The following is a 24,561-nucleotide window of genomic DNA, read 5'->3' on the forward strand; positions in this document are numbered from 1 at the left end:
GAGTACGTCCAGTACACGGGCCTCCGGTCGGCGCACCGAGAGCACGCACCGGACACCCCTCCTTCCCCACGCACATCCGTCAGACACCCCCTAGGCGACGGTCACCAGGCGCCCTCTTCCAGGGGCAGGAGCAGGGGCCGGTCGTGGGCGCGGACGGGGGCGGGCAGGGCCGTCCCGCCCGTCAGGTAGCGGTCCACGGCGGCCGCCGCCGAGCGGCCTTCCGCGATCGCCCACACCACGAGGGACTGGCCGCGCCCGGCGTCGCCCGCCACGAACACCCCGGCGGGGGTCCGGCCCCGGGCGCCGAGGGCCGCGAAGTCGGCGTCCCGTGCGAAACGGCCGCCCGCGTCACGGGTGAGTCCGAGCTGCCCGCCCAGCGGGCAGGCCCGCTCGGGGCCCGTGAACCCCAGCGCCAGCAGGACCAGCCCGGCTTCGATCACCCGCTCGGTGCCCGGCAGGGAGCGGCGCCCGAGGGGCTCCACGGCGGTCAGGTGCAGGGCCCGCACCCGGCCCGCCGGGTCGCCCTCGAAGTGCACGGTCGCGCTGGAGAACGCCCGCGGGTCGGCGCCGTGGCGGCTGCGGGCCTCCTCGTGGGCGTGGGAGATCCGGTAGACCTTCGGGTAGAGCGGCCAGGGCTGGCCGTCGGGCCGGGTGGGGCCCGGTTCCGGGTTGATGTCGAGCTGGACCACCGAGCGCGCCCCCTGGCGCAGGGCGGTGCCCAGGCAGTCGGATCCGGTGTCCCCGCCCCCGACGATGACCACGTGGCACCCCTCGGCGCTCACCTCGGGTGCGGCGAGGTCGCCCTCCGCGACGCGGTTGGCGCCGGTGAGGTAGTCCATGGCCTGGTGGATGCCCCGGAGGCCGCGCCCCGGCACCGGCAGTTCCCGGCGCTCCGTCGCGCCGACGGCGACCACGACCGCGTCGTGCGCGCCGCGGAGCCCCGCGGCGTCGATCCGGCCGCCGATGTCCGCGTCCGTACGGAAGACGGTTCCCTCGTCCCGCATCTGCTGGACGCGCCGCTCCAGGTGGGACTTCTCCATCTTGAAGGCCGGTATGCCGTAGCGGAGCAGCCCGCCGATCCGGTCGGCCCGCTCGAAGACGACGACGGTGTGCCCGGCCCGGGTCAGCTGCTGGGCGGCGGCGAGCCCGGCGGGGCCCGAGCCGATGACGGCGACGGTCTTGCCGCTGAGCCGCCCCGGCGGCGCGGGCGCGGTGTATCCGTGCTGCCAGGCCTGGTCGGCGATGGTCTCCTCGACGTTCTTGATCGTCACCGGATCGGCGTTGATCGTCAGGACGCAGGCGTCCTCGCAGGGCGCCGGACAGAGCCGGCCGGTGAACTCGGGGAAGTTGTTCGTCGCGTGCAGCCGGTCCGAGGCGGCCCGCCAGTCGCCGTGGGCGGCGTAGGCGTTCCAGTCGGGGATGAGGTTCCCCAGCGGGCAGCCCGCGTGGCAGAAGGGGATGCCGCAGTCCATGCAGCGGTTCGCCTGCTCGGACACCAGGGGCAGCAGGGCCTGGCCGGCGTGGACCTCCCGCCAGTCGCCGAGCCGCTCGTCGGCGGGGCGCGCCGGGACGGAGCGCCGGGGCGTCTTGAGGAATCCGAACGGATCGGTCATGCGCCGCCTCCATGACTCACGTGCGGATACGGCGGTCCGACCAGGTTACGCCCGGTTCCTCCGCACTTCCCAGCGGCGGGAACCAGCCTCGCGCGGGCCCGTGGGGCCACGGCGAGCGGTGCGTCGAACGTGACACCGGTCACTTTCCGTGACGCATGGGACATGGCTTCCGGGGTCCAGGGCAGACGGCCCCCACCGCACACCGCGGAGAGGCCGCGGTGCGACATCGGAGGTACAGCGCGTCGTGTCCCAGCAGAGCATTCACACAGCCGGAAGGTGGCGGCCGTCCTCGACGGGCGCCACGCGGGAGATCCTGGATCCCGTCGACGCCACCGTGCTCGCGGTGGTCGCCGAGGGTACCGCCGCCGACGCGGACGCGGCCGTCGGCGCGGCCCGCGCCGCCTTCGACGGCGGGGAGTGGCCACAGACCCCGGTGGCGGAGCGCGCCGCCCTGCTGCGGCGCACGGCCGACCTGCTCCAGCGCGACCGCGAGCGGATCGCCCTGCTGGAGAGCCGGGACGCGGGCAAGACCCTCGAAGAGGGCCGGGTCGACGTGGACTGCGTCAGCGACGCGTTCCGCTACTTCGCCGACCTCGTCCTCGGCGAGGGCGGCGGCCGGGTCGTGGACGCCGGATCCCCCGACATCCACAGCGTGGTCGTGCATGAGCCGGTCGGCGTGTGCGCCCTGATCACCCCGTGGAACTATCCGCTGCTCCAGGCCAGTTGGAAGGTGGCTCCGGCGCTGGCCGCGGGCAACACCTTCGTGATCAAGCCGAGCGAGCTGACCCCGCTCAGCACGGTCGTCCTGATCGAGCTGCTGCTGGAGGCCGGGCTGCCGGGCGGTGTCGCCAACATCGTGACCGGCGCCGGTGACCCCGTCGGGGCCCGTCTCGCCGCCCACCCCGACGTCGACCTGGTCTCCTTCACCGGCGGCCTCGCCAGCGGCACGAAGGTCGCGCACGCGGCGGCCGACACCGTCAAGAAGCTCGCGCTGGAACTCGGCGGCAAGAACCCCAACGTCGTCTTCGCCGACGCCTGCGCCACGGCGGCGGGCTTCGACACCGCCGTCGACCAGGCCCTCAACGCCGCCTTCATCCACAGCGGTCAGGTCTGCTCGGCCGGCTCCCGGCTGATCATCGAGTCGTCGGTGCGCGACCGGTTCGTCACCGAACTGGCCCGCCGCGCCGAGAAGATCCGCCTCGGCCGCGGCACCGACCCCGGCGTCGAGTGCGGCCCGCTGGTCTCGGCCGCCCAGCGCGAGCGCACCGAGTCGTACGTCGCCTCCGCCCTCGCGGAAGGCGCGGTCCTGCGCGCGGGCGGCGAACGCCCCGACGGGCCGGGCTTCTTCTACCGCCCGACCGTCCTGGACCGCTGCGACCGCACGATGCGCGTCGTGCGCGAGGAGGTCTTCGGCCCGGTGCTGACCGTGGAGACGTTCCTCACCGAGGACGAGGCCGTGGCCCTCGCCAATGACACCGAGTACGGACTCGCGGGCGCCGTCTGGACGGCCGACCCGGGCCGCGGCCGCCGGGTGGCGGGCCGCCTGCGCCACGGCACGGTCTGGATCAACGACTTCCACCCCTACCTGCCGCAGGCCGAGTGGGGCGGCTTCGGGAAGTCCGGCATCGGGCGCGAGCTCGGACCGTCGGGCCTGGCCGAATACCGCGAGGCCAAGCACGTCTACCAGAACCTCGCGCCCCGTCCCGTCCGCTGGTTCGCGGGCTGAGAGGAGACCTTGTGACCCCCCACACACCCACGCACACCCAGACCCGGACGCACACGCACCCGGGCACGCCCGCGCACACGGCCCCGGAGCACATCCGGGAGTACGACTACGTCATCGTCGGCGGCGGCACCGCGGGCTCGGTGATCGCCTCCCGGCTCACCGAGGACCCGGACGTCACCGTCGCCGTCATCGAGGGCGGACCGAGCGACGTCGACCGCCCCGACGTGCTCACCCTGCGCCGCTGGATGGGCCTCCTCGGCGGCGAGCTCGACTACGACTACCCCACCACCGAGCAGCCGCGCGGCAATTCGCACATCCGGCACAGCCGCGCCCGCGTGCTCGGCGGCTGCTCCTCGCACAACACGCTGATCGCCTTCAAGCCGCTGCCGTCGGACTGGGACGAGTGGTCGCAGGCGGGCGCCGAGGGCTGGCACGCCGCCGCCATGGACCCGTACTTCGACCGGCTGCTGAACAACATCGTCCCCGTCGGCGAGGCCGACCGCAACGCCATCGCCCGCGACTTCGTGACCGCGGCCGAACAGGCCCTGGGCGTACCCCGTGTCGAGGGCTTCAACGCGAAGCCGTTCCACGAGGGCGCCGGGTTCTTCGACCTGGCCTACCACCCGGAGACCAACAAGCGTTCCTCCGCCTCGGTGGCCTACCTGCACCCCGTCATGGACGACCGGCCCAACCTGACCCTGATGCTGGAGACCTGGGCGTGCCGCCTGGAGCTGGAGGGCAAGCGGGCGCGCGGGGTGCACGTACGGACCGCCGACGGCGCCACCTCGCTGGTGTCGGCCCGCCGCGAGGTGGTCGTGTGCGCGGGCGCGGTCGACACCCCGAGGCTGCTGCTGCACTCGGGGATCGGCCCGCGCGAGGAGCTGACGGCCCTCGGCATTCCCCCCGTGCACGATCTGCCCGGAGTCGGCGAGAACCTGCTGGACCACCCCGAGTCGGTGATCGTGTGGGAGACGGACGGTCCGATACCCGAGAACTCGGCGATGGACAGCGACGCCGGACTGTTCGTGCGGCGCGACCCGCAATCGGCGGGTCCGGACCTGATGTTCCACTTCTACCAGATCCCCTTCACCGACAATCCGGAGCGGATCGGCTACGAACGCCCGGCGCACGGCGTGTCGTTGACCCCGAACATCCCCAAGCCGCGCAGCCGCGGCCGGCTGTACCTCACCAGTGCGGACCCCGAGGTGAAACCCGCCCTCGACTTCCGGTACTTCACGGACGAGGAGGACTACGACGCGCGCACCCTGGTCGACGGCATCAGGATCGCCCGGGAGATCGCGGCGGCCGCGCCGCTGGCCGGCTGGCTGAAGCGCGAGGTGTGTCCCGGTCCGGAGGTCACCGGTGACGAGGAGCTGAGCGCGTACGCCCGCTCCGTCGCGCACACCGTCTACCACCCCGCGGGCACCTGCCGGATGGGGGCCGCGGACGACACCGGGGCCGTGGTGGGGCCCGACCTGCGGGTGCGCGGGCTGGACGGCATCCGGATCGCGGACGCGTCGGTCTTCCCGACGATGCCCGCGGTCAATCCGATGATCGGAGTGCTCATGGTCGGCGAGAAAGCCGCCGATCTGCTGGGAGGCGACGCACGATGAACACCACTGGAAGCACCCACGGCAGTTCCCACGGCACGGCCACCGGCGGCGGTACGGCGGGCAGCCGTACGGCGGCGGGCGCCATCGGCACCGGACGCCCCGCCGGCGGATCCGCACCGGACACCCGGCCGCCGGTCTTCGCCGTGGACGGCCTCTGGAAGGTCTTCGGCCCGCGCGCCGCGGCCGCCAAGGTGCCCGGCTCGCCCCTCGCCGACCTGTCCGCCGCCGAGCTGCGCGAGCGCACCGGCTGCACCGCCGCCGTCCGTGACGTCACCTTCGACGTCCGCAAGGGCGAGTCCTTCGTCGTGATGGGCCTGTCCGGTTCGGGCAAGTCCACCCTCGTGCGCTGCCTGACCCGGCTGATCGAGCCCACCGCCGGTTCCCTCGCCATCGACGGCGAGGACGTCCTCGCGATGGACCGGACCCGGCTGCGGGAGCTGCGCCGCCACCGCGCCGCCATGGTCTTCCAGCACTTCGGCCTGCTGCCCCACCGCACGGTGCTGGACAACATCGCCTACGGCCTGGAGATCCAGGGGATGGGCCGCGCCGAACGCCGCGCCAAGGCGGCCGAGATGACCGTCAAGGTCGGCCTCGACGGCCTCGAGGAGCGCCGCCCCCACGAACTCTCCGGCGGTCAGCAGCAGCGCGTCGGCCTGGCCCGCGCCCTCGCCGCCGACCCCGAAGTCCTGTTGTTCGACGAGCCGTTCAGCGCCCTCGACCCGCTGATCCGGCGCGAGATGCAGGAGGAGGTGGCCCGCCTGCACCACGAGGAGGGCCGCACCATGGTCTTCATCACCCACGACCTCAACGAGGCGCTGCGCCTCGGCGACCGGATCGCCCTGATGCGCGACGGCCGGATCGTGCAGACCGGCACGCCCGAGGAGATCGTCGGCTCCCCCGCTGACGACTACGTACGGGACTTCGTCCGCGACGTACCGCGCGAGCAGGTGCTCACCGTGCGCAGCGCCATGCGTCCCGCGACGGCGGGCGAGGCCGAGCGGGGCGTGTCCCTCGCCCCCGCCACCACCGTCGTGGCGGCCATCGAGGCGGTGGCCCGCAGCGGCGGGCCGGCCCGGGTCGTCGACCGGGGCCGCTGCCTGGGCGTGGTCGACGACGCGGCCCTGCTCGCCGTCGTCGCGGGGATACCCGGCCCGGCGACCGGGGAGGCCGCGTGAGCATGCGAACCGCCCTTCCCGTGACCCGGACCACCCCTCCCGTGACCCGGACCACCCCTCCGGGGAGCCGGACCGCCCGCCCCGCCACCGGAGCGCGGGGGTGGCGCCGATGACCTCCGCCACCACGTCCGTACGCGAACCCGCGCCGCCGGAAGCCGGCCGCGATCCGCGCTCGGCCGCCGCCTCGTCGTCCTCCGGGACGGCGCCGCGCCGCATCGGGTCCGCCGCCCGCTTCCGCGTCGGCCGCCGGGTCCTGCCCCTCGCCGTCGCCGCGGCCGTGCTGGGCACGCTGGGCGTCCTCTACCCCGGCGCGGGCAGCTGGCCCGGCGCCCTGGCCGTCGACCTGTCGGGCCCGCTCGGACGGGCCGGTGACTGGATCATCGACCACCGTGACAGCCACCCGCTGTTCCTCTACTTCTTCGGACACGTCAGCAACGCGGTCGTGGTGTCCGTGCGCGCCGTGTACGTCGTCCTGCTCGCCGCCGGATGGACCGGCGTGACCGCCCTGGCCGGGCTGGTCGCCTGGCGCCTCGCCGGTGTCCGGCTCGCGCTGACCTCCATGGCCGCCTTCGCCGCCTGCGGCCTGCTGGGCATGTGGGTGCCGACGATGCAGACCCTGGCCCTGATGGTGGTGGCCGTCGCCGCCTCCGTCGTCGTCGGCGGCCTGCTCGGCCTGGCCGGCGGGCTCTCGCCGCGCACCGAGCGCGTCCTGCGGCCCGTACTCGACACCATGCAGATCCTGCCCGCCTTCGCGTACCTGCTGCCGATGGTGCTCGTCTTCGGCATCGGGGTGCCCGCGGCCGTCCTCGCGACCGTCGTCTACGCCGCCCCGCCCATGGCCCGCCTCACCGCGCTCGGGCTGCGCGGGGCCGACGCGGGGGTCCTGGAGGCCGCGGCCTCTCTCGGTGCCACGGGCCGCCAGCGGCTGCTGACCGCACGGCTCCCGCTGGCCCGCGGGCAGATCCTGCTCGGCGTCAACCAGGCCATCATGACGGGCCTGTCCATGGCCGTCATCGCGTCGGTGATCGGCGCGGGCGGCCTCGGCGACCGGGTCTACCAGGCCCTGGCCTCCGTCGACGTCGGCGCGGCGCTCGCCGCGGGCATCCCGATCGTGCTGCTCGCCGTCGTGCTGGACCGCACGGCGGACGCGGCGGGCGCCCGACTCGGCGCCACCCCCCGGCCGAGCGCCGAACTGCACTTCCTGCGGCGCGTGTTCGCGGGCTGGTACGGACGGCTGCTCTGCCTCCTCGCCGCCGTCGCCGTGGCGGTCCTGGGCCGGATGCTGGGCACCGCCCAGTGGCCCGGGTCCTGGACGGTGCCGCTCGCGGACCCCGTTAACCGGGCCGTGGCCTGGATGACCGACCACCTCTACTCCGGGGTTCCCGTGGTCGGCGGCACCGCCGACTGGGCCGCCCGCTTCACCGGGCTGCTCCTCGACCCGCTGCGCTCCGGGCTCCAGGCGGCCCCCTGGTGGCTGCTGTTGCTGGCCGTGGCCGCCCTCGGCCTGGTGGTCGGGACCTGGCGCTCCGCCCTGACCGCCGTCCTGGCCCTGGCCGCCATCGGTGTGCTGGGCGTCTGGGATCCCGCGCTGGACACCCTCTCGCAGGTGCTCGCCGCCGTCGCGGTGACCCTCGTACTGGGCTTCGCGATCGCGGTCGGCGCGGCCCGCAGCGCCCGCGCGGAGCGGCTGCTGCGGCCCGTGCTCGACGTGTGCCAGACGATGCCGCAGTTCGTGTACCTCATTCCGGTCGTCGCCCTCTTCGGGGTCGGCCGCGCCCCGGCGGCGGCCGCCGCCGTCGTGTACGCGCTGCCCGCGGTCATCCGCATCACCACGCAGGGACTGCGCGGGGTGGAGCCCGCCGCGCTGGAGTCCGCCCGCTCCCTCGGAGCGACCGGATCCCAGCAGCTGCGGCAGGTCCAACTGCCGCTCGCCCGGCCCGCCTTGCTGCTGGCCGTCAACCAGGCCGTCGTCCTGGTCCTCGCCGTCGTCATCATCGGCGGCCTGGTCGGCGGGGGCGCCCTCGGGTACGACGTGGTCCTCGGGCTCGCCCAGGGCGACCTGGCCACCGGGCTCGTGGCGGGGGCGGCGATCGTCTGCCTCGGCCTCGTGCTCGACCGCGTCACCCAGCCCGCGAAGGAGGCCCGCAATGCCTGAGACACGACCGACCACCCGCCGCGGGGCCGTCGCCGCGCTCGCCGCGGCGACCGCCCTGGCCGTCCTCACCGGCTGCGGAGCGGCCGACATGACCCGCCAGACCTCCCCCTACGCCGCCGCCCGGGGCGCGAAGACCGTCACGCTGTCCGTCCAGTCCTGGGTCGGCGCGCAGGCCAACACGGCCGTGGCGGGCTACCTGCTCGAACACGAGCTGGGCTACCGGGTGGACACCGTGCAGGTGGACGAAGTGCCCGCGTGGGACGCCCTCAGCCAGGGCCGGGTCGACGCGATCCTGGAGGACTGGGGCCACCCCGAGCAGCAGAAGCGGTACGTGGAGGACAAGAAGACCATCGTCGGCGGAGGCGACCTCGGGGTCACCGGCCACATCGGCTGGTTCGTGCCGACGTACTTCGCCGAGCAGCACCCGGACGTCACCGACTGGAAGAACCTCGGCAAGTACACCGACCAGCTGCGCACGCCGGAGAGCCGCGGCAAGGGCCAACTGCTGGACGGCTCCCCCTCGTACGTCACGAACGACAAGGCCCTGGTGAAGAACCTGGGCCTGGACCTGGACGTGGTCTTCGCGGGCTCGGAAGCCGCCCAGATCACCCAGATCAAGCAGTTCGCGAAGGAGAGGAAGCCCTTCCTGACGTACTGGTACAAGCCCCAGTGGCTCTTCGAGCGGGTCCCGATGACCGAGGTCAAGCTGCCCGAGTACACGCAGGGCTGCGACGCCGACCCCGGGAAGGTGGCCTGCGCCTACCCGCACACGCCGCTGCAGAAGTACCTCAACGCGCGCTTCGCCGAGGAGGGCGGGCGGGCCGCCGCCTTCCTGAAGAAGTTCCACTGGACGGTCGAGGCGCAGAACGAGGTGGCCCTGATGATCGCCGAGGAGAAGCTCACCCCGCAGCAAGCGGCCCGGAAGTGGGTGGAGCGGCACGAGGACGTCTGGCGGCCCTGGGTCGCCTGACCGGCCCGGGCCCGCCAGGACTGACCGGCCCGGGCCCGCCAGGACTGGCGGGCCCGGTCACCAGCCGAACCGGCGGTCGGCCTCGCGCTCGAACTCCGCGAAGGTGAGGACGTCGTCGCCGTCCAGGTTGGCCCGGTCGAAGAGGGCCGAGGAGGCGTCGACGTCGCCCACGCCCCAGAAGGGCAGGTCACCGGCGGCGGCCAGGGTGGGCCCCTTCGCCCGCAGGGCCGAGATCACCTCGACGCGCGTCAGGACGCCGTCGTTGTTCAGATCGAGTGCGTCGAAGAGCTTGCGGGCCTTCTCGCTCATGACGTGGTCCTTTCCGCAGGAGGGGCGGCGGGGCGGGTCCGCCGGCCGACAGCCTATGACCCGCCCCGCGCCGGCCCGCCGCCGGTCTCCCCCGCCCGTCTCCGGTCTCCCCCCACGGTCCGGAGGCGGGCGCCGGGGCACCGTGGTGTCCTCCGGGAAAGAGACGGCCCGGCGCTTCAGGGCCGCCCCGGCCGCACGGCGCCTTGCGCGGAGGCGGGGGCGTACACCGAGGTCCCCTCGTACCGGGCGAGGTACCCGTGCCGGTGGAGGGCCTCGGAGAGGTGGTCGAGCACGGGCTCCGGGGCGTGGACCACCGCGTCGCAGCGGGCCGTGCCGCGGTGGTCGGTGACGGCGGCGCACAGGGTGCGCTTGCGCCAGGCGTCGCTGAAGACCACCGTCTGGCCGGGTACGGGGGTGTGGCGCGCGGTGGTGAGGGTGGCGGCGAGGCCCCTGACGGTCAGCGTCTGCGGGTGGGACCCGTGCAGGGCGGTGGCGGGCGCCGCCGTGAGGCGGGTGCGGGTGGGCGGGACCGCCAGGCCGGTCGGGGTGTTCAGACCGGTGAGGGGCAGGACGCTCTGCCCGCCGCCGTCCGGGTCGAGGCGCAGCACCCGGTTGTTGAAGGCGTCGGCGACGAAGAGGTCGCCGCGCTCGTCGAGGGCCAGCCCGAGCGGATCGCTCAGCCCGGTCGCGGGGACGGTGCGCTGGCCCGAGCCGTCGGCCTCGACGCGCACCACCCGGTTGTTGCCGGTGTCCGAGACGTACAGGTTGCCCCGCGGGTCGAGCACGATCCCGGCGGGCTGGGAGAGGCCGGTGATGGGGACGGTGGTCTGCCGGGCGCCGCCGCCCGGGAGTTTGACGACCCGGTCGTTGACGAAGTCCGAGACGTAGAGGGCGCCTTCGCCGTCGAAGGCGAGGCCCCAGGGGTGCAGCAGCCCGGTGGTGGGGACGGTGACCTGGCCGCTGCCGTCGGCGGCCACCTTGACGACGCGGTCGTTGAAGCTGTCGGCGATGTACAGGTCGCCCGCACCGTCGAGGGCGAGCCCGAGCGGGCGGGACAGCCCGTCCGTCGCCACGGTGACCTGGGGGCCGCCGTCCGAGGGGAGGCGCACCACCCGGTTGTTGCCGGTGTCCGAGACGTACAGGGCTCCGGCGGCGTCGACGGCCATGCCCGTGGGGCGCACCAGGCCCGTGGCGGGGACGACGGTCTGCCCGCCGCTGCCGTCGGCCGGTACGCGCAGGACCCGGTCGTTGCCGTAGTCCGAGACGTACAGCGGGGTGGCCACGGCCCCGGTGCCGGGTGTCCCGGCGGGCTCCGGACCGGCGGCGGCCACCGCCCCGGAGGGGCCGAGCGCGAGCGCGCACAGCGTCAGCAGGGCCAGTACAGCGCCGATCCGGCGCCCGGCGGGCACCGGCCGGAGCGGCCCGGGGGCCTCGGGAGCCTCGGGAACTGCGGAGCGGGGCACGGCGCACCTACCTGTCCTGGTCGTCCGGCCGCCGAGGCTAGCGGCGCGGACCCGCCCGGTCCGCCGCACCACGCCACGGACCCGCGCGCGTGCACACGGATGGCAGCCGGTGGGCGGCCCCGGGCGCCGCGCCGCGGCGGCTCGAGCGCGCCCCGGTGCCCGCCCAAGTGACTCGTGCGTACTGCACACCGCATCGGTGACACGCGTGACTGTCGCGGCCCCCGGCGCGGATGACACCTTGATGCAGCCGGGCCAGCCGGGCCAGGCGGGCCACCGACCGAGGGAGTACGGGTGAACAAGGGGTACGCCGCCTTCTGCGACGCAGACCGCTGGTTCTACGACGCGCCCTACCGGCGTGCCGAGGAGAACTACCCGGCCGCGCTCGCCCCCGTACCCGAAGGGTGGCGCTCCCACCGCAGCGGCGACTGGTACGCGCTGCGGCCCATCGGATCCGAACTGCCCTCCCAGGGCTGGAAGATCCACGTGTCGGCCTGCCTGGACAACGCCGAATCCGTCCTGGAGCGCGTCCACGCCTACTGCTTGGCCCGGGACATCGCCTTCAAGTTCGTGCCGAGCCGCTACCTGCTGCACCTGCGCAACGCCAAGTACGCGGACCGCGCGGCCAGCGGCAAGTTCCTCACGGTGTACCCCGCCGACGAGGAGCAGTGCGGCCGCGTCGCCGAGGAGCTCGACGCCCTGCTCTCCGGCGAGCGCGGGCCGTACATCCTGAGCGACCTGCGCTGGGGGACGGGCCCCGTCCACCTGCGCTACGGAAGCTTCACCCTGCGGCACTGCTACGACGAGCACGGCGAGCTGGTCCCGGCGATCGAGGCACCGGACGGGCGGCTCGTCCCCGACCCCCGGGGGCCGGTGTTCCAGCCTCCGGAGTGGGTGGAGCCGCCCCCCTTCCTGAAGCCGCACCTCGACGCGCGCTCCGCCATCACCCTGGCGGACATCCCTTACACGGTCGAGCGGGCCCTGCACTTCTCCAACGGCGGCGGGGTCTACGCCGCCCGGGACGCCCGGACCGGGGAGGCGGTCGTCCTCAAGGAGGCCCGGCCGTACGCCGGACTGGCCGCCGACGGGGCGGACGCGGTGGCCCGGCTGCACCGCGAGCAGGCGGCGCTGGAGCGGCTCGCCGGACTGGACTGCGTCCCCTCCGTCCTCGGGGCGTTCACCGTGGGCGACCACCACTTCCTGGCGCTCCAGTACCTGGAGGGCAAGCCCCTCAACACCTACTTCGCCCGCAGGCACCCGCTGATCGAGGCCGATCCCGCGCCGGAGGAGCTCGCCGCCTACACCGCGTGGGCGCTGAAGATCCACGAGCGCGTGAGCGAGGCGGTGGACGCGGTGCACGCCCGTGGGGTGGTCTTCAACGACCTGCACCTCTTCAACATCATGGTCACCGAGGACTCCGCGGGCGAACCGTCCGTCGCGCTGCTGGACTTCGAGGCCGCCGCCCACGTCGACGAGGGGCTGCGGCAGACGGTCGCCAACCCGGCGTTCGTCGCCCCGGCGGGCCGCCGCGGCTTCGCGGTGGACCGCTACGCCCTCGCCTGTCTGCGCCTCGCCCTGTTCCTGCCGCTGACCAGTCTGTTCGCGCTGGACCGGGCGAAGGCGGCGCACCTGGCGGCCATCGCCGCGGAGCAGTTCCCCGTACCGCGCCGATTCCTGGACGAGGCCGTCGAGGAGATCCTGTCCGGGCCGGACGAAGCGGACTCCGCGGGGATCACCGCGGGCCGGGCGCCCGGCGGCCGGATACCGGCCCCGGCGGGTCCGTACCTGCCCGTCGCGCCCGGGGACTGGCCGGCCGCCCGGGACTCGATGACCGCGGCCCTGCGCGCCAGTGCCACACCCGGGCGGGAGGACCGTCTCTTCCCGGGCGACATCGCCCAGTTCAGCTCCGAGGGCGGTGGCACCGGATTCGGGTACGGCGCCGCGGGAGTCCTCTACGCACTCGCCGAGACCGGCGCCGAGCCCTGGCCGGAGGCCGAGGAATGGCTGCTGGCCAGAGCCGCGGAGCCCGGCTCCGGCACCCCGCTCGGCTTCTACGACGGCCTCGCGGGCACCGCCTGGACCCTGGACCGGCTCGGTCACCGGGAGCGGGCGCTCGACCTCGCCGAACTCCTGCTGGAGCAGCCGTGGCAGGAGATCGGCCGGGACCTGCACAGCGGGCTGGCCGGCCTCGGCCTGGCGCTGGACGCGCTGGGCACGGCGACGGGTGAGGGCGCGCTGCACGCGGCGGCCGTGCGCTGCGCCGAACTGGCCGCCCGGGACGGCGCCGCACCCCGGCGTGCGGGTCTGCTGTACGGCGGCTCGGGCCCCGCCCTCCTCTTCCTGCGCCTGTACGAGCGCACGGGCGAGCAGGAGTACCTGGCCCTCGCGCGCCGCGCCCTGCACCGCGATCTCGACCAGTGCGTGACCAGCGCCTTCGGCACCCTCCAGGTCGACGAGGGGTGGCGCACGATGCCCTACCTCGGGGCCGGCAGCGTGGGCATCGGAATGGTGCTGGACGACTGGCTGGAGCACGGCTCCGAGCCGCGTTTCGAGCAGGCCCGCCTGGAGATCGTACGGGCCGCCCAGGCCACCTTCTACGCGCAGCCCGGGCTGTTCCGCGGCGCTGCCGGGATGGTGCTGTACCTGGCGCGGACCACCACCCCGGGCCCGGGCACCCGCGCCGACGACGTCACGCGCCAGATCGACGCGCTGGCCCGGCACGCGGTCCCCTACCAAGGCCATCTGGCCTTCCCCGGCGAGCAGTTGATGCGCCTGTCCATGGACCTGTCCACGGGCACGGCCGGAGCACTGCTGGCCCTCGGCAGCGCCGCGCCCGACGGTCGCGCGCAGCTGCCGTTCCTCCCACCGCTGCGGCGCGCCGCGGCGGTCCCAGAGCCGGTCCCGTACCTCGGGGCCGTGACCCATCAGGATGACCCAGCGAAGAAGAGGAATCTGACATGACGCTTCTCGACCTGCAGTCGATGGAGACCATCAAGGAAGAGTCGACCGAGGCCACCTTCGGTGGCGGCGGCGGTGGCGGCAGCCGGGCCAGCCTGCTGCTCTGCGGTGACAGCAGCCTGAGCATCACGACCTGTCACTGATCAGGTCCCTTTCGGGCCCGGGCGGTTTTCACCGCCCGGGCCCGCACCCCTTTTCCCCCGTCCCGTGGAGCCCGTGCGGATGACCTCGCCCGATGTGTCCGACGAGGCGGCGCTCGCGCGCGGCGGCGACCGGGCCCTGGTGGCGGCGGCCCGCCACAGCGCCGGCCGCACCGCCGCCGTCGGCGTGTGCTCGATCGGCGCCGCCGTGGCGGCCCTCGCCGAACCGGCCGTCCTCGGCCACACCCTCGACCTGCTGCTGCGCGGCGATCCCCGCGGGCCCGCCTGGACGCTGTGGTGCGCGCTGGTCATCGCCGCCGAAGTCCTGCTGGACGCGGCCGTGACGCGGCTGACCGGGCGGGTCAACGGCCGCTCCACCGCCTGGCTGCGGCGCCTGGGCCTGACCCGGCTGCTGGGCACCGCCCCGCACCACGCGGCGCGCCACTCCCCCGGCGACGTCGCCGCCCGGCTGACGGCGCACGCCACCGAGGCCGGGACCGCTCCGGCGGCCGCCGCGGGCGGGGTGGCCTCGGTGCTGCCGCCCCTCGGGGGGCTGATCGCGCTCTTCGTCATCGATGTGTGGACCGGCCTCGCGTTCCTGGCCGGACTGCCTGTGCTGGCCGTGCTGTTGCGGTCGTTCGCGCGCGATTCGACGGCCAGCGTGAGCCGGTACCAGCAGGTCCAGCTGGCGATGGCGGGGCTCCTCGTCGAAGCCCTCGCGGGCGCCCGGACCATCGCCGCCGCCGGCACCCTCCCGCGCGAACGTGCCCGGATCCTGCGCCAGTTGCCCGCACTCGGCACCGAGGGTCGGCGGATGTGGCGGGTCTACGGCGGGACCACGGCCCGCACGTCGGCCCTCATGCCGCTCCTGTTGTACGTGGTCCTCGGCGTGGGCGGCATGCGGCTCGCGGCGGGGGCGCTGGGCGTCGGAGCCCTCCTCGCCGCCGTCCGCTACGCCGGGCTCGCGGCCGGGGTGGGCGCCGTGACCGGCCGACTGGCCGCGGTGGTGCGGGGCCGGGCGGCGGCCCGGCGGACGGCCGGCCTCTTCACCCTGCCGCATCTGCCGTACGGCACCCGGGAGTTGCCGCCGGAGGGGCCGGGCGCCCTGGAGCTGCGCGGGGTGCGCGTGGTACGCGAGGGCCGGGCCGTCCTGGACGGCGTCGACCTCGTCGTGCGCGGCGGCACGACGGTCGCCGTGGTGGGACGGTCCGGGTCGGGAAAGACGCTGCTCGCCGCGGTGGCGGGACGCCTGACCGACCCCGACGCCGGGCGGGTCCTGCTCGACGGGGTGCCGCTGGCGGAGCTGTCCGCGCGGGCGCTGCGGCGGGACGTCGGCCACGCCTTCGACCGGCCCGCGCTGGCGGGGCGGACCGTCGCCGGGGCGATCGCCTTCGGCGCGGCTCCGGAGCCCGGGCGCGAGGAGGTGCGGGCCGCGGCGCGGGCGGCGGGGGCGGACGCCTTCGTACGCCGCCTGCCCGACGGGTACGACACCCCCCTCGCGGACGCCCCGATGTCCGGGGGCGAGATCCAACGCCTCGGCCTGGCGCGGGCGTTCGTGCGCGCGGGGCGGCTGCTGGTGCTCGACGACGCGACCTCCAGCCTGGACACGCTCACCGCGCGCGAGGTCGAACGGGCCCTGGCCGAGCGGGTCCGCCCCGGCACCCGGCTCGTCGTCGCCCACCGCATCTCCTCCGCGGCCCGGGCCGACCAGGTGGTCTGGCTGGAGCGCGGCCGCGTCCGGGCCGCCGGCACCCATGCCGACCTGTGGCAGGACCCGGCCTACCGCGACGTCTTCGCCCCGCCGCCGGAGCGCGCCGGGGCCCTGCCCGGCCCGGCCACGGACCGGGAACCCGGGACCGGGCCGGTCCCGGGCGGCTCCCGGCCGGTCGAGGGAGCCGGGACCGTGGCGGCCCCCCTGCCGGATCCCGGGGACGGGCCGCGGCCCCCGGATCCGGGCGCCGACGCACCCCGGCCCGAAGGCCGGCGCGGGGCCGGGGTCTGGCGGCGGGTCGGGGGAGAGGGGCGGCGGTTCCTGCGGGGGCGGGCCCGGGTGCTGGGCACGCTCGCGCTCTGGTCGTTGCTGGAGTCCGCGCACACCTTCCTCGGGGGGTACGGCGTGGCCCGGGCCCTGGACGACGGGTTCCTCACCGGGCGGACCGGGACCGGGGTCGCCTGGCTGGCGGCGGCGGGAGCCGGGGCGCTCCTCGGCGGCGTCGCGCTGCGCGGGGTGTTCACCGCCCTCGCGGAGCTCGTCGAGCCCCTCCGGGACGGCCTCGTGCGCCGGGCCGTGCGCCACGCCCTGGGCGCGGCGGTCGCCGATCCCGCGCGGCCTGCGGACGCGAGCGCGGTGTCCCGGCTCACCCAGCAGACCGAGATGGCCCGCGACTCCTTCGCCGGACTGGTCCTGACCGCCCGTTCGTTCGTCTTCACCGCCGTCGGCGCGCTGCTCGGCATGGCCGCGCTGGCGCCCGTACTGCTCCTCGTCGCCGTGCCCCCGCTGCTGCTCGGGCTGGCCGCCTTCCTGGCCACGCTGCGCCCCATGGCGGCCGTGCAGCGGGACGCCCTGGACACGGACGAGGCGCTCGCCGCGCGGGTGGGCGAGGTGGCGGCCGGCCTGCGCGACATCGTGGCCTGTGGCGGCGGCGCGGCCGCGACCGCCCGGGTGGAGCCCCTGATCGCGGCGCAGGAGCGCCTGACCGGACGGCTCGCCCGCTGGGGGGCGATGCGGACCCTGGCGCTCGGGGTGGCGGGCCGGGCGCCCGTCGTCGCCCTGCTCGCGGCCGCGCCCTGGCTGCTCGGCCGCGGGGTCACGGCGGGCGCGCTGGCCGGTGCACTGACGTACCTCACCCAGTCCCTGCTGCCGGCGCTCAACACCCTGATGGCCGCGCTGGGTTCGGCGGGGACCCGGCTGCTGGTGGTGCTGGACCGCTTCTGCGAACCGGTGCGGCCCGCGGCACCCGCGCCGCCCCCGTCCGCCGCGCTTCCGGCCGGGCGGCCCACCGGCGCCGGCGCCGCGGCCGCCGAGTTCCGCGGCGTCGCCTTCGCGTACGGGCCGCACGCGCACCCCGTGCTGGACGGCCTCGACCTCACCGTCCGGCCCGGCGAACACCTCGCCGTCGTGGGGCCCAGCGGCATCGGCAAGTCCACGCTCACCGCCCTGCTGGCGGGTCTGCTGCGGCCCGACCGGGGCGCGGTCCTGGTGGCCGGAGCGCCCGCCCGGCGGCCCGGCGCGCCGGAGGGGCCGGACCCCCGGCGGACGCTCCTGCCGCAGCAGGCGTACGTGTTCACCGGCACGGTGCGCGAGAACCTGACCCACCTGTGCCCGGGAAGCGTGCCACCGGCCCGGCTGGAGGCGGTGGTGGCCGCCCTCGGGCTGGAGCCGCTCCTCGAGCGCCTCGGGGGCCCGGACGCGGTGCTGGATCCGGCCCGGCTCTCGCAGGGCGAGCGGCAGTTGCTCGCGCTCGCCGCGGCCCACCTCTCCCCCGCCCCGCTGCTCCTGCTCGACGAGGCGACGTGCCATCTGGATGCGGAGACCGAGGACCGCGCCGAGCGGGCCCTCGCGGCCCGCCCGGGCACACTGGTGGTGGTCGCCCACCGGATCTCCTCGGCCGCCCGGGCCGACCGGGTGCTCGTCCTGGACGGCACCCGGGCAGTGTGCGGCACGCACGCGGAACTCCCGGCACGGTCGGCCTTGTACCGGGACCTCGTGGGGATGTGGGACGCGGAGGACGGCGCGGTCAGGTCACGCTGAGCCGCCCGGGCGGCCGAGGGCTACACCCACCCCGCGCTGCGGGATATGCGTATGGCGTCGATGCGGTTGCGGGCGCCGGTCTTGCGGGTCACGGCCGCCATGTAGTTGCGGACGGTGCCGCTGGCCAGGTGCAGGGCGCGGGCGATCTCGGCGATCGAGTCCCCTTCGGCGGCGCGGGCCAGGACGCTCAGTTCGCGCGGGCTGAGCGGCACCGGGTCGGCCTCCAGGAAGGCCGAGGCGAGCGAGGCGTCGATGAAGCGCTCGCCCGCGGCGACCTTGCGGACGGCGCGGACGAGCTGGCCGGGCGAGCCGTCCTTGTCGACGTAGCCGAGGGCCTTCGCCTGGAACGCGCGGCCGAGCCGGCCGGGGGTCCCGGCCGTGGCCAGGACGAGCAGGGGGGTCGGCGGGTCGAGGACCTTGCGGTCGGCGCCCCCCTCCCCCGCGAGGACGGCCGTGGCACCCGGACAGTCGATGTCCACGACGGCCACGTCTGGTCGTAAGGACTCGGCACGGCGCGCCGCCGTCCTCCACCCCGCCGACGTGACGTCGAACTGGCCCTCTGATCTCAACAGGGCGGCCAGGGCGGATCCGACGAGGCTGACGCTGTGCAGGACGAGGACCTTCGTCATCAGGATGCTCCAGGGGACGGGCGGTTCGGGTGAAGACCAATCAGCACCTTCCGGCTGCCCCGGTACCGCCCTGGCGGAACGTCACCTCTGGGGGCGTGCGGGGGCGCATGGCCGTAAACGGGCGCCTCCCGGGTGCTCCCGCACGCCTCTGTGCTGACCGCTCACCTCCGACCGCCCCGCCCCGTCTTCCGGATACGGCCGAATCCCGCCCCTCGGCCCTTCCGCGGGCTGTGACGGCAGGGTCAGGGGGTCTCGTCCGGGTCGGCGGTGACGGCCGTCAGCCGGACCGTGCTCAGGATCCGCATGATCAGGTCGTCCGTGACGGCGCCCGGCACGCCCGTCCTGCCGTAGAAGTCCCAGGCCACGAGGTCGCCCTTGGAGTTCTTGAACCCGAAGACGATCGCCTGGCCGTCGCCCGCGCACTTGTTGGGTTTCGGCGCTCCCTGCGAGTGCGCCTTGACGTAACTGCCCTTGACGCCGGACTTGGTGGTGTAATCCACCGCCTTGTCCCACTTGACGAGGCTCTTGTCCGGTTGGGTGTACGCGGAGTAGACCCAGGTCGGCGCCATCTTCTCGGCGACCTCACGGGTGTCCTTGGCGCCCTGGGCGCCCTTGGTTCCGGTGGCGCCGAGCTTGTAGTCGTCGATCCTGCCGTCGCCGTTCCCGTCGAGGCTGCACCACTTCGACTTGTAGAAGGCGGGCGCCGTGTGCCCGATGAGGATCTTGTCCGGGTCCGTGTCGTCCGAGTAGCCGCTGAAGACGGTGGGCTCCGCGACCTCCCATTCCGGCGGTACGTCGAAGGCCGTGCCGCGTTCGGGGTTGACGACCGCCTTCCAGCCCTTGATCGTCGGCGGCACGGCGGCGGCACCGGAGGGCGACTCCGAGGCGGAACCCGACGGCGAGGCGGGGGCGGAGGCGGACGGGGACACGTTCTTGTCGTCAGCCGCCTTGTCGCCGGTCCCGTCGTCCCCCAGCAGGGCCACCGCGGTGACCGTGGCCGCCGCCACCACGACAACCGCGGCGCACAGGACGATGACGGCGGTCGTCCGCGCGCGCTTGACGTCCGGCGGCCGCGGCACCGGTGACTGCTGCGGGGTCATGAACGGACCGCCCGGCGCGTACGGCAGGGCCGACGGCACGGTGGGCGGCTGCGGGGGTTCGGCGGGCGGCGGCGAGGCGGGCGGGGGCGAGGGGACATGCGGAACCGGGGGGTCCCGATAGGGGTTGTGAAACTGCTGGTGAGGGTCCTGCTCGCCCCCGGGCGTCTGCTCTCCTGGCCACATGGCGAGTAACGATAGGCGTGCGCCGCCCCACTGACCACAGCAGGTCCGGCCCCGCCCGGGCGGAGCGAGAATTCCGGCCAGGGCGGGGCGTTGGCGCGGGCCGCGGGGCCCGATGCCTACTTGGCCTACTTGCCGAACGACAGGATCGCGTGGTCCACCTTGCCCGGCTCCGGGCCCTGCACCCGGCCGTTGAGCAGGAAGAGCCGGCCTCCCGCCCAGAGCGGGTGCACGCCGTGGGCGTAGAAGACGGATTCGGGACCGCGCGCGGCCGCCGGGCTCTGCAGGAACACCTGCGGCGCGCCGCCCGTCGGCGCGAGCGTCGCCATCGCTCCCGAGTGGCCGGCGCCGTCCTCGATGTAGACGACGGCCTTGCCGTCCTCGACGGCCAGGGGCCACATCGTGCGGCCCTTGTCGGGCGTCGCGGCGTGCCACTTCTCCTTACCGGTGTTGAGGTCGACGGCGATGACCTCGTCGGTGTCGTCGAGGCCGAGCGTGGAGCCGGTCTTGCCCCCCGCCATGTAGATCGTGTCGGCGTCGGCCGCGACGCCCGGGCATTCCTGCAGGCCGTCGGGGGTGCCGAAGCCGTTGCACCGGCCGGTGACGCCGAAGTTCTGCTCGCTCTGCGAACGGACCGCGCCGTCCGCGGTGAAGGCCGTGAGGCTCCAGGCCCCCTTGTCGGAGTGGTAGGCGGCGACGACCAGCGGATCCACGGAGAGGACGCGGCCGATCGTCCAGCCCGCCTCGAACTTGTGGCTCCACTTGGGCTCGCCCGTGGCCGGGTCGGCCTGTTGGACCATGCCGATCGAACCCGAGCCGCCCTTCGGATCGGGACAACTGCGGATGACGATCAGCTTGGAGCCCCCACCGAAAGCCGTCGGGTAACACCCCTCCGCCTTGAGGGTTCCGAAGAGCTTGTGCCCGTCCGTTACCGAGAAGGCGCTCGCGTTCGCCGACCGGGCGACCGCGACCGTGTCACCCGTGATCGCCATCTGGTACTCGTTGGTGGTGTCGAAGGCGTTCTCCTTCGGCACCGGTACCTTCCAGCCCGCCTGGCCGGTCGTGAGGTCGATCTGCTGGAGCTGCGTGCACTGCGCCTTCTCGGCGTCGCTCTCCAGGAGGCCGACGACCAGCTTCCCGGTGGCGGTGGGGGCGTGCGGGGCCCCGCACAGCGGAGTCGCCAGCGCGACCTTCCACTTCTCCTGGCCGTCGGCCACCGCGTATCCGACGACTTCCTTCCTCATCGCCTTGACCACGACGTCGCCGACCCGCCAAGGGCCGAACTGCTCGGCCCCCGAACCCGCCAGCTGGGTCTGGTTGTCACGCAGCCACACCCGCGCCTCACCGGGCTTGATACCGGCGTTGGGGTCGTAGGGCTCCGGGCCGCCGCCCGGGCCCTTGCCGTCGCCCTTGTCCACGGTGGGGGTACCGGACGGCTGCGACGGCCCGTCGTCGGCGATGGGCTTCACCGGCTTGTCGTCACCGCCACCGGTCACTGCGTACACCCCGCCACCGATCGCCAACAGGGCCACGATCAGGGCCCCGATCACCACGACGGGCCGCCTGCCCGCGAAACGGCTTGGCCGGCCGCCACCGGGCGCGGGGGGCGGGGGGCCGCCGAACTGCCCGTATCCCGGCTGCGTTTGTGGCTGCTGGGTCGGCTGCGGCTGCGGCTGCGCGTAGGGGTTCCCCGGAACCGGTCCGTGCGGGGGCTGCGGCGGTCCGCCGGGCTCGTGGCTGCTCATGGGAAGAGTGTGGCCCGTGAGGTTCTCACGAACCAGGGCACCCCCGGCCGTATCCGCCGCGGCGGCTCAGCGGCCGAGAGCGGCGAGGTGCCGGTGGAGCACCCGGTGCCCCTCGGGGGTGGGGTGCAGACCGTCGGTGAACAGTTCTCCGCTCCCGCGCAGCGGCTCCCACAGGTCGAGGAAGTCGACATGGTTCTCCTCGCACCAGGCCCGCGCCGACGCGCGCAGGGCCTGCGCGCGCTCCCGGGTGAACCGCAGGCCCTCGTAGTCGGCGGTGCGTTCCTCGTCGAGCCAGACCGGTCCCGCCACGACGAGCCGCGCGTTGTGGCCGAGGGCGGTGGCCGCCAGCGCACCGAGGTGCTCCGCGATCCGCGCCAGCCCGTCACGGTGGTCTCCGGGGACGACGACCGGCACGGCGGAGTCGTTGACGCCGGCGGCGACGAGCAGGGTGTCGGGCCTGCGGGCGGCCAGCAGCGCGGGCGTCTGCTCGCTGACGTCGGCCAGGGTGCTGCCGGGGACGGCGAGGTTGAAGACCCGGTGCCCGGACTCGTCGAGCGCGATGTGGGCGGCCGCCAGGCGGCCCGCCCAGCCACCGCTCGGATCGCAGCGCCCGTAGGCGATGCTGTCGCCCACGATCACGATGCGCTGCGCGGCGCGCAGCGGCTTCGCGTCCAGGTACGCCCAGGTGCTCTCGCCGGAGGTCAGCAGCACCCGCCGACGGGCATAGTCGTCCACCTCGTACGCGTCGGCCGCGGCGAGGTCCTGGTCGGTGAGGCACAGGACGACGCCCTCGACCGTGGCGCCGATCTCGCGCTCCAGGGTCAGGTGTACGTCGAGTCCGCTGGCGGCGATCACGGCCGGGTCGGTGATGGGCAGCGGCCGGGTCGTGTGACCTGCCAGCGCGGCCGGTGCGGTGGGCACGGGCCGGCCGAAGAGGGCGGTCTGCACGCGCTCGTCCTTCAGCGTGCCGAAGGAGAACAGGGTGTGGGGACGCGATGCGGTCACTGAGCCGGGTGGCCTTCCGTGCGGGGATGATCACGCCCACCCTAACGGCCCGGCGAACCGGGCCGAAGGGGGACGACCCGGACGTCCGTCGGCGGGCTGCCGGACAACCACCCCTGACGTATTGGCGGTTGGGGCCCCTCAGGTAGATTTCTAAAATCTGATTCCAATTCTGACGGGGCTGACGTGTTAGAGCTGAGCGGGAGCGGGGCCGGGCCGCTGGAGGCTGAGGATCCGCGGCGGATCGGGACGATCGCGCTGGCGGGCCGGCTCGGGGCCGGTGGCATGGGGCGGGTGTACCTCGGGGTCCACGAGGGGCGGTACGTCGCCGTCAAGCAGCTGCTCGCCTCCGTCGTCGGGGAGGACGCGGACTTCCTGCGCCGGTTCGGGCACGAGCTGGACAACCTCTCCAAGCTGCCCGACCGGGCCACCGCGCCGTTGCTGGCGAGTGACCGCGGTGCGCGGCCGCCGTGGTTCGCCACCGCCTACATCCCGGGACTCACCCTGGCCAAGGCCCTCGAGCTGCACGGCGGGCCGCTTCCCGCGGACGCGCTGTGGCTCCTGCTGCGCGAGGCCGCGGCGGGCCTGGCCGCGGTGCACGGGCTCGGGATGGTCCACCGGGACCTGAAGCCCTCCAACGTCATGCTGACGCCGGAGGGTCTGACCCTCATCGACTTCGGCATCGCCCGCGCCGCCGAACAGAGCCAGCTGACCCGGACGGGCATGGTCGTGGGCACGCCCGCCTACATGGCGCCCGAGCAGGCTTCCGGCAAACGCCAGGTCAGCGGTGCCACGGATGTGTTCGCGCTGGGCTCGGTCATCGCGTACGCGGCCTCGGGCCGGCCCCCGTTCGGCGAGGAGTCGGGGCACGGCGTGCTGTACCGCATCGTCCACGAGCAGCCAGAACTGGGCCCGTTGCGCGCGCTGGATCCGGAGCTCGCCGAACTCGTCGAAGCCTGCCTCGACAAGGACCACGAGGGCCGCCCCACCGCCGCCGAACTCCAGGAACGCGCGGCGCGCCGTGGGCCGTTCGCCGCCCCGCTGTGGCCGGCGGCCATCACCGCGTGCCTCGCCGAGCGGGCCGCCTTCGCCGCCGACGTCCAGCGGATCGACGTACCGACGCTGCCGCTCACCGGTCAGCAGCCGGAGCGGGCCGCGGACGCGGGCGGGGTCCCCGCCACGGGCGCGGACGGCGTTCCCGTCCCGCACGAGGACGCGAAGGCCGCCTCCGTGGCCACCTCCGACGCGCGCCGGTCCGAGCGGCCCGAGCGGCGCCGCCGCACCCGGATCGTGCTGGCCGTGGTCCCCGTCGTCATGGTCGCGGGCGGGACGACCCTGGCCATCCAGTACCTGCCGTTCGCGTTCTCGCCGCCGGGGGGCGTCCAGGGCGGTCCTGCGGTCTCGGTCTCCGTGCCAGCCGGCGGCCAACCGGGCGGTACGACGGCGAGCGGCTCCCCGTCGGCTCCCGTGTCACCGGGTCCCGGGCAGTCCCCGGCCGCGGGCACCCCGGGGGCGGACGGCAAGGGCGGTGCCCGGACGGGCGCCCCCGCGGCCTCGTCCCAGACCCCCGGCGGCGCGGGCGCCGGTCCCGCTCCGGGCACCGCGAGCACCCCCGCCGGGGGCGCGGGCGGCGCCGCGAACGGCCAGGGCGGCGGCGCCTCCTCCGCGCCCCCGGCCGCCGGGACCTACCGGTTCAAGAACGGCAACGACGGCTCGTGCATCACCCAGGTGTACGGCTCGTCGGACTCCGGCGAGTGCTCGGACGCCTCGGCGAAGTGGACCGTACGCAGCACCTCGGACGGCGGTTTCCAGCTCGTCAACCGGCAGAGCGGCGGCTGCCTGTACTCCAACGGCCTCAACCAGGCCGTCTTCGTGGGCGATTGCGGGCAGGGCGCCGCCCGGTGGCGTACGGGCTCGGGCGGCAGCCTGCGCGCGGAGTACGGCGGCGGCTGCCTCGACCTCGGGATGGCCGGCGGCCTGAACACGAGCACGTGCGCGGGGACGGCGGCCCAGCGCTGGACGCGCCAGACGTAGA

General features: G+C 74.9%; 16 protein-coding genes. 9 read left to right on the forward strand and 7 right to left on the reverse strand.

All coding sequences use genetic code 11. The annotated features are described in order from the left end of the window. Positions 1–101: 101 nt before the first annotated feature. Positions 102–1,613 (reverse strand): glutamate synthase subunit beta, encoded by a 1,512-nt coding sequence (locus tag ABT084_RS28235; protein WP_351049599.1) that lies wholly within the window; start codon positions 1,611–1,613, stop codon positions 102–104. A gap of 244 nt (positions 1,614–1,857) precedes the next feature. Here ABT084_RS28235 and ABT084_RS28240 point away from each other — a divergent pair, with 244 nt between their 5' ends. From ABT084_RS28240 to ABT084_RS28260, 5 genes are all read left to right on the forward strand, one after another. Next, positions 1,858–3,339, forward strand: coding sequence for an aldehyde dehydrogenase family protein (locus ABT084_RS28240; protein WP_351049601.1), 1,482 nt, complete (start codon positions 1,858–1,860; stop codon positions 3,337–3,339). Positions 3,340–3,431: 92 nt separating this feature from the next. Continuing rightward, complete coding sequence (locus ABT084_RS28245; protein WP_351049678.1) at positions 3,432–4,952, forward strand: GMC family oxidoreductase; 1,521 nt, start codon at positions 3,432–3,434, stop codon at positions 4,950–4,952. Further along, positions 4,949–6,127 carry a quaternary amine ABC transporter ATP-binding protein gene (locus ABT084_RS28250; protein WP_351049603.1) on the forward strand — a complete coding sequence of 393 codons (1,179 nt, stop codon included), beginning with the start codon at positions 4,949–4,951 and terminating at the stop codon, positions 6,125–6,127. Before ABT084_RS28245 ends, ABT084_RS28250 begins: the two co-directional genes overlap by 4 nt. 109 nt (positions 6,128–6,236) lie before the next feature. Next, positions 6,237–8,282 (forward strand): ABC transporter permease subunit, encoded by a 2,046-nt coding sequence (locus ABT084_RS28255; protein WP_351049605.1) that lies wholly within the window; start codon positions 6,237–6,239, stop codon positions 8,280–8,282. Next, entirely contained in the window at positions 8,275–9,252 is a 978-nt protein-coding gene (locus ABT084_RS28260) for an ABC transporter substrate-binding protein (protein WP_351049608.1), read from the forward strand. The genes ABT084_RS28255 and ABT084_RS28260 overlap by 8 nt, the downstream gene beginning before the upstream one ends. A 57-nt stretch (positions 9,253–9,309) precedes the next feature. Here ABT084_RS28260 and ABT084_RS28265 read toward each other — a convergent pair whose 3' ends face one another. Beyond that, positions 9,310–9,561, reverse strand: coding sequence for an EF-hand domain-containing protein (locus ABT084_RS28265; protein WP_351049610.1), 252 nt, complete (start codon positions 9,559–9,561; stop codon positions 9,310–9,312). A 176-nt stretch (positions 9,562–9,737) separates the two neighbouring features. After that, a complete protein-coding gene (locus ABT084_RS28270; protein WP_351049612.1) occupies positions 9,738–11,024 on the reverse strand; it encodes a virginiamycin B lyase family protein in 1,287 nt (428 codons plus the stop codon). Positions 11,025–11,315: 291 nt separating this feature from the next. On the opposite strand from ABT084_RS28270, the gene lanKC reads away from it, so the two are divergent. The 3 genes from lanKC to ABT084_RS28285 all read left to right on the forward strand — a co-directional run bounded on the left by lanKC (position 11,316) and on the right by ABT084_RS28285 (position 17,870). After that, positions 11,316–13,982, forward strand: coding sequence for a class III lanthionine synthetase LanKC (gene lanKC / locus ABT084_RS28275; protein ID WP_351049615.1), 2,667 nt, complete (start codon positions 11,316–11,318; stop codon positions 13,980–13,982). Beyond that, positions 13,979–14,122, forward strand: a complete 144-nt coding sequence (locus ABT084_RS28280; protein WP_330328788.1) for a SapB/AmfS family lanthipeptide — start codon at positions 13,979–13,981, stop codon at positions 14,120–14,122. The genes lanKC and ABT084_RS28280 overlap by 4 nt, the downstream gene beginning before the upstream one ends. A gap of 79 nt (positions 14,123–14,201) precedes the next feature. Then, positions 14,202–17,870, forward strand: coding sequence for an ATP-binding cassette domain-containing protein (locus ABT084_RS28285; protein ID WP_351049617.1), 3,669 nt, complete (start codon positions 14,202–14,204; stop codon positions 17,868–17,870). 20 nt (positions 17,871–17,890) lie between these two features. Here the strand turns inward: ABT084_RS28285 and ABT084_RS28290 are convergent, their stop codons facing one another. The 4 genes from ABT084_RS28290 to ABT084_RS28305 all read right to left on the reverse strand — a co-directional run bounded on the left by ABT084_RS28290 (position 17,891) and on the right by ABT084_RS28305 (position 22,529). Beyond that, positions 17,891–18,499 (reverse strand): response regulator transcription factor, encoded by a 609-nt coding sequence (locus ABT084_RS28290; RefSeq protein WP_351049620.1) that lies wholly within the window; start codon positions 18,497–18,499, stop codon positions 17,891–17,893. Positions 18,500–18,741: 242 nt separating this feature from the next. Continuing rightward, a complete protein-coding gene (locus tag ABT084_RS28295; protein ID WP_351049623.1) occupies positions 18,742–19,638 on the reverse strand; it encodes a DUF8017 domain-containing protein in 897 nt (298 codons plus the stop codon). Between the two features lie 269 nt (positions 19,639–19,907). Then, positions 19,908–21,524, reverse strand: coding sequence for an outer membrane protein assembly factor BamB family protein (locus ABT084_RS28300; RefSeq protein ID WP_351049625.1), 1,617 nt, complete (start codon positions 21,522–21,524; stop codon positions 19,908–19,910). A 66-nt stretch (positions 21,525–21,590) separates the two neighbouring features. Beyond that, complete coding sequence (locus ABT084_RS28305) at positions 21,591–22,529, reverse strand: GDSL-type esterase/lipase family protein (RefSeq protein ID WP_351049628.1); 939 nt, start codon at positions 22,527–22,529, stop codon at positions 21,591–21,593. Between the two features lie 183 nt (positions 22,530–22,712). Here ABT084_RS28305 and ABT084_RS28310 point away from each other — a divergent pair, with 183 nt between their 5' ends. Next, a complete protein-coding gene (locus ABT084_RS28310) occupies positions 22,713–24,560 on the forward strand; it encodes a serine/threonine-protein kinase (protein WP_351049631.1) in 1,848 nt (615 codons plus the stop codon). The last annotated feature ends 1 nt before the right edge of the window (position 24,561 follow it).

The organism is Streptomyces sp. NPDC002138, from assembly GCF_040296485.1.
GTDB lineage: Bacteria > Actinomycetota > Actinomycetes > Streptomycetales > Streptomycetaceae > Streptomyces.